This window comes from Dietzia maris (genome assembly GCF_014144855.1).
GTDB classification, from domain to species: domain Bacteria; phylum Actinomycetota; class Actinomycetes; order Mycobacteriales; family Mycobacteriaceae; genus Dietzia; species Dietzia kunjamensis.
On sequence record NZ_JAALDN010000265.1, the window covers coordinates 1 to 5,585 of the forward strand.

Genomic DNA, 5,585 nt, shown 5'->3' on the forward strand with positions numbered 1-5,585 from the left:
GTCCGGGTAGCGATTGGCGCCCGCCGCGGCCTCGGCGATGGCCGCCGCCACGCTCGGCAGCGGGCCCGCGGTGGTCTCGTTGGACGCGAGTTTGACCGCGCCCGGCACGGAGGCGCCCGGAATGTAGGCGGGGATGGCGTCGAGGTCGCTGCGCACGTCGGGGGACATGACTACAGGGTAGGACCACCCCCTGCGGGCCCGGTGTCCGGCCGTTTTGCGCACCGGCCCGGCCTGTGTGTACTGTAATTCCTCGTTGGCTCAGCAGAGCCTCCAGGAGGCGTGCCAGAGCGGCCGAATGGGACTCACTGCTAATGAGTTGTCCTCCTCAAAGGGGACCGGAGGTTCAAATCCTCTCGCCTCCGCCATGCCGGGGATCCGGGTGACCGGATAGCTGGCACGACAGAAGAATATTGCGCCCGTAGCTCAATGGATAGAGCACTTGACTACGGATCAAGAGGTTAGGGGTTCGAGTCCCTTCGGGCGCACAGAAGGAACGTCCCCGTCCACGCGGACGGGGGCGTTCGCCATTTCCGGCCTGCGGTGTTCACGCGGCGTTCGCGGCCCCCCGCCGGTATGCGCGCAGGGTCTCGATCTGATCCCAGACCACGATCACCCAGATCGTGGCGATGATGCTCCAGCGGATCGCGGTGGTCGCCGTGCCGCCGTCGTCCGGGACGAGATCGGGGTGGATCACCGAGTCGTGGCTCAGCACCAGGACCGTGAGGAAGACGCCGAAGACAACGTCGACCACCACGTCGATGCCGAGCCGCGCCGGTGACCTGTCCGGCCTCACCAGGCGCCACACCTGGACGAGCGCCAGCGCTCCGATCAGCAGCACGTACCCCGTGAACCACCTGGTGGGGATGGCGGGGTTCACGAGCGGTTCGCCGCCGTTGAGATGGCCGATGTACAGGAACGTCGACGGGACGAACGGCACCGCGACCAGGATGGCCAGCATCACCAGCGACACGACCGCGTCGACGCGGGTGTCCGCCCCGCCACGGGGCCCGTCGAGGTGCGCCGGGTCCCAGGTGGGGGTCAGGGTCAACGGACTGCGTTCGCCCTCCGGGGTCGTCCGCTCGATGATCACCACCACGAGCGTCCAGGCCGCGAAGGCCCACAGCAGGGCGGCGGCGACGGAGCTGACGAGTTGGCCGATGAGGCCGCCGAGCTCCGGCTCCGCGGTGGTCGAGACGTAGAGGATGCTGCCGGCCAGGGCGGCGATGACACCCACGACGGGCAGGAGCCACCGCAGTACCCGAGCCCAGACCGGGTAGACCTCCGGCCCCACGAGGTACTGGCGGGCGCCGGCATAGCGGCGAGCGAGTTCGGCCGGGTCGCCCAGTCGCACCAGGACGGCGCGCTCGGCGGAATCGCGGTCGGCGGTCCCGGCCGGCTCGGTCCCGCTGGCGTCGTTCACGGCGTCGGGTTCGGCGGCGACCATGTCGGCGATGGTCGCGGCGATCTCCGAGGAGATGTCGCCACGCTGGTCTTCGGGGAGGTGGCGGACCACCTCGGAGATGTAGCGATCGGTCAGTGTGGACATCACGCGTCCGCCTTCCGCAGATCGGTGTAGCCGGCACCCAATGCCAGCCACTCGGCGTGCAGGCGCTCGGCGGTCTCGGTGCCGAGCGCGGTGGTCTCGTAGTACTTGCGGGGCCTGGGCTCCTCGGTCCGCCACGTCGAGGTGAGCAAGCCCTGTCCCTCGAGGCGGCGCAGCAACGGGTAGAGGGTGTTGGCCTCGGTGGCGATTCCCGCCTCGGCCAGCGTGGTGAGCAGGGCGTACCCGTACCTGGGCGTCCGGCAGGCCAGCAAACTCGCCAGGACGACCGACCCGCGCCGGAGCTCCTGCAGGTGGGTGCCCAGTGCCGCGTCCGCGTCGTCGCCCATGCGGCACACGTTAGTGTGTGGCACACACTATGTAAATGGCGCACAGCCTCGGCGCGGGCCCTCTCGCTCCACCCGCTGCACCGCGACACTCCGCCATCGACCGGCCCTGACCGGCCCTGACCTGCGGTGCCCTGAAGACGGTGTGCAGGGCACCGCAGGTCGGGAGGCCGCGGCCCGGCGCACTGCCGGGTTGCGGGACTGCGTGGGGTCTCGCGGTCGACGCGTCAGGAAGCCGGCGAGGCTTTGGTTTTCTTGACCCGCACCCGCTGGTAGGGGGCAGCGACGGACTCGCCGATCGCCTGCGCGATGAGGTCCTCGGCGGTCCGGTTCTTCCGCGCGAGTGTGGCGACGAGCTTGGTGAACCGGGCCCCGCGGGCGAACTCCTTGGCGCTGCGGTCCTCCACGGCGAAGAACAGCTTGGCCTTGTCGGGGAGTAGCGACAGCACGCCGTTGAGGATCTGGCGGGTGACCCACCTGGCCACCGGGCCCTTCGCGTCCGGGTGTCGGAGCGAGCGGCCGGCCATCGCGGCGAAGATGGTCAACGCCTTGGTGTCGAGGCCCTCGGTGACGTACTGGTCGACCGCTGCGAAGGTCTCGAGGTGCGGGCCGGGGACGTGCAGTTTGTCCGCGCCGATGTGCGACTCCATCACCAGGCGGTCCGCGTCCGCGACGCTCAGGCCGGGGCCGAACTCCTGGTAGCCCCGGACGGCCGACCAGATGTACGTCCACCACGTCCACCGCATCCATTCCGGCTGCTTGGCCTCCTCCGCCTCTCCGGTCTCCGGGTTGGTCCAGGTCGCCATCTCGTGGAGGTGGTCGACGCGCTTGGTCGCCGCGTCCGCGTGGGCGGTGTCGGCGAAGACCGAGTCCCGCAGGTAGGCGGCCGTGCGGTCGAACCGGGCGGCCATCTCGTCGGCGCCCTCGCTGGTCAGCGAGACCCGATCGAAGTGGGTCATCATGCCCGGTTCGAGCATCTGGAGGAAGAGCGCGTTCTTGGCGCCGAGCCCCGAGGCCGGGTCCGAGAACACCCGCCAGGAGATGCTGTCGGGGCCGTAGTGGCCGTCGTCGGAGCGAGGGGCGTCGGAGAGCCGCAAGGGCACGCGGGTGTCGGTCATGGAGTCACCTTCGGGTTCGGTGGATCGGGGGGGAATGGTCGGTGAGAGCCCGACCGACACCGTCGATAATAAGTCCTTCATACTTCGTGCCGACGCAGACGGTGAGGAAGGTCCGCGACCGCGCGCCGCGAAACGGCTGTCTCGAGGGGGCCTCGCCCGACGAACACCGCCCAGAGGGCGCACCCGGCCGTCACCCCGAGAGTCATCGGCCAGAACGGGTCCAGGGCGCGGAAGTCGCCCATCGGGTCGAACTGTCGGCCCTCGGCGCGCGCGATGGCGATCCACGCCGCCCAGACGAGGAGATGTGCGGTGTACGCGGTCAGGGGCATCGCGCCCAGCACCCGTACCGGCCGGAACAGCCACCGCAGCCGCGTCCCGCCGATAAGGATGCACACCCCGATGACCGCGAGTGCGAATCCCATGGACCCGACCGCCTCCCCCACGCCCGACGAGTGGGGCCCGTCCCGGAGCCGCGACAGAAACCACAGTCCGACCTCTGACCGCGCGCCGTCGTCGCTCGAGGAGGCGGTGGCGGCCCCACGAACACCCGGCTCGAGGCCGGGACGGTGATCGTCGACGCGGAGGGGTGAGCGCGGAGGAGTGAGCGCGGAGGGGTGAACGGCCACGGGCCGGGGGTGGGACGCGAGAGTACGACGACGACGAGGTCGGCCGCTTCGTAGGCTGTGCCGATGGCTCAGCCCGCGCGAGAGGCGCTCCGCCGCAACGCCGGCCATCTGGCGTCGGTGGCCCTGGTGCTCATGTGGAGCTCGGGCTATGTCGGCGCGGAACTCGGGATCCGGGCCGACGGGACCCCGCTGCAGCTGCTGGGCTGGCGGTTCTCGATCCTCGGCGTGCTGTTGGTGACCGTCTGCCTCGTGCTGGGGGTGCGGTTGAACGATCGCGCGGCGTGGACGCGGCAGGCGGTGTTGGGCCTGTTCAGTCAGGCGTTCTTCCTGTTCATGATCTTCGAGGGGGTCTCCCGGGGCGTCGACGGCGGCACCGCGGCGCTCATCGCCGCGCTCCAGCCACTGCTGGTGGCGACGGTGGCGGGCAGGGTCCTCGGCGAGCGCACGACGGCCGGCATGTGGGTCGGCATGGTGCTGGGGATGGCGGGCGTCGTGGTGGTGGTCTCCGGCGGTCTCGACGCGGGCGCCGCCCCGTGGTGGGCGTACCTGTTCCCGGCGGCGGGCATGCTCAGTCTGGCCACGGGCACGGTTCTCACGCAGCGGCTGCGGCCCTCCGAGACGCTGCTGCAGTCGATCACCATGCAGTCCGTCGTCGCGGGGGTCACCCTGATGTCCGCGGCTCTGGTGACGGGCCAGGCGGCGCCCGTGGCCGAACCCGACTTCTGGGCGGCGGTGGCCTGGCTGGTGTTCCTGTCCACCCTGTGTGGGTACGTCCTCTTCGTCTTTGTCACCCGCACCCGTGGCGCCACCGTCGCGAGCGTGCTGCTCTACCTCACCCCGCCCACGACCATGGTCTGGGTGTGGCTCATGTTCGGTGTCCCGATCACCCTCCCGGCCGTGGTCGGCATGGCGATCAGTGCGGTCGGCGTGACCCTGGTGCTGCGGTCGCGGGCGGCGCGGGACGCCTCAGCGCGCGCGCCGGAAGAGCGCGGCCGGGCGACCGCGTAGGGCCGTGGACAGCGCCACCTCGCCGTCGTCGTCCAGGACGGGTTCCAGGTGCGGTCGCATCCGGCGCGCGAAGTTGTCCTTGTGCAGTTCCTCGCCGATCACGGCCTCGTGCACGCGACGTAGTTGGAGCAGCGTGAACGGTTCGGCCAGGAAGCCGTCGGGGTCGGGGCCCACGTCGACGTAGCGCAGGCGGATCTCGTAGAGCTCGCGGACGTCGCGGATCGCGGCGTCGACGATCGCGTCGTGGTCGAACAGTAGCGACTCGATGCCGTCGAGTCGGCCGTCCGCGGTGACGCGGGTGAGTTCGCCGTTCGCTCCGGCCAGCGCGGACTCGGGCAGGGGGAGCGCGTGGGCGGCGGAGACGGCCCACGTCCGCTCGTCCCGCCCCGGGTCGTCGAAGAGCCGCAGCAGGCGCGGACGGATGGTCCCGTGTGGCGCGATCCGGACCTTCTCGCGGAGTACGTGGTCCGCGGTCTCGGCGACGGTCGTCCGCTCGCGCAGGAACGCGCCCGGGAGCGCGCGACCGTCCGGATTCCGGCGTGATTGCGTGAATACCCGCAGCTCGGGGTCGGTGCCGCCGGCCCCTGTCACGGTGAGGATCGCCAGGTCCACGGCCACGGCGGGCCGGGGGAACTTATCGAGATCGGACATGGCCTTCACTTTAGCGCGATTGGCGTGCTAATGTTTAGCGCGCCTGGAGTGCTAAAGGAGTGGAGGGGTCATGGGAAGTCGACGAGACGACGGCATGGACGGGGTCGGCGGCGAGGCCACCGAGTGCGCATGGGGCGTGTTCCTGGACACGCTGATCCTGCGGATCGGTGCTGTCGGGGACGGCGGCGCGCTGGCGCTGGTGGCCCCGCCCGGGCCGGAGGGGTGGAGCCAGCAGCTCGTCGTCCGGTCGGACCGTGGTCGGGGATTCATGTGGGTCACCCGCGGGATCTCCGGC

Annotated in this window: 7 protein-coding genes, 2 tRNA genes and 1 pseudogene; 4 read left to right on the forward strand and 6 right to left on the reverse strand. The window is 70.7% G+C overall.

What is annotated here, in order from left to right:
* A pseudogene (locus tag G6024_RS09210) lies at positions 1–168 on the reverse strand (aminotransferase); the annotation flags it as partial.
* 105 nt (positions 169–273) lie between these two features.
* Between G6024_RS09210 and G6024_RS09215 the strand changes: the two are divergent.
* Positions 274–365, forward strand: a tRNA-Ser gene (locus tag G6024_RS09215).
* A 47-nt stretch (positions 366–412) separates the two neighbouring features.
* A tRNA-Arg gene (locus G6024_RS09220) sits at positions 413–485 on the forward strand.
* 59 nt (positions 486–544) lie between these two features.
* On the opposite strand, the gene G6024_RS09225 is transcribed toward G6024_RS09220, so the two are convergent.
* The 4 genes from G6024_RS09225 to G6024_RS09240 all read right to left on the reverse strand — a co-directional run bounded on the left by G6024_RS09225 (position 545) and on the right by G6024_RS09240 (position 3,427).
* Positions 545–1,546 carry an HAAS signaling domain-containing protein gene (locus G6024_RS09225; protein WP_159148550.1) on the reverse strand — a complete coding sequence of 334 codons (1,002 nt, stop codon included), beginning with the start codon at positions 1,544–1,546 and terminating at the stop codon, positions 545–547.
* Positions 1,546–1,890, reverse strand: coding sequence for a PadR family transcriptional regulator (locus G6024_RS09230; RefSeq protein WP_069390443.1), 345 nt, complete (start codon positions 1,888–1,890; stop codon positions 1,546–1,548). Before G6024_RS09230 ends, G6024_RS09225 begins: the two co-directional genes overlap by 1 nt.
* A 224-nt stretch (positions 1,891–2,114) precedes the next feature.
* Entirely contained in the window at positions 2,115–3,005 is an 891-nt protein-coding gene (locus tag G6024_RS09235) for an oxygenase MpaB family protein (RefSeq protein ID WP_159148551.1), read from the reverse strand.
* 77 nt (positions 3,006–3,082) lie between these two features.
* Positions 3,083–3,427 (reverse strand): hypothetical protein, encoded by a 345-nt coding sequence (locus tag G6024_RS09240; protein WP_146776241.1) that lies wholly within the window; start codon positions 3,425–3,427, stop codon positions 3,083–3,085.
* A 267-nt stretch (positions 3,428–3,694) separates the two neighbouring features.
* Between G6024_RS09240 and G6024_RS09245 the strand changes: the two genes are divergently transcribed.
* Positions 3,695–4,639, forward strand: coding sequence for a DMT family transporter (locus G6024_RS09245; protein ID WP_067714715.1), 945 nt, complete (start codon positions 3,695–3,697; stop codon positions 4,637–4,639).
* On the opposite strand, the gene G6024_RS09250 is transcribed toward G6024_RS09245, so the two are convergent.
* Positions 4,598–5,290 (reverse strand): NrtR DNA-binding winged helix domain-containing protein, encoded by a 693-nt coding sequence (locus G6024_RS09250; RefSeq protein ID WP_069390440.1) that lies wholly within the window; start codon positions 5,288–5,290, stop codon positions 4,598–4,600. The two genes, G6024_RS09245 and G6024_RS09250, sit on opposite strands and share 42 nt — an antisense overlap.
* 70 nt (positions 5,291–5,360) lie before the next feature.
* On the opposite strand from G6024_RS09250, the gene G6024_RS09255 reads away from it, so the two are divergent.
* Positions 5,361–5,585 (forward strand): hypothetical protein (locus G6024_RS09255; RefSeq protein ID WP_159148552.1); only part of this gene is annotated, 225 nt, incomplete at its 3' end.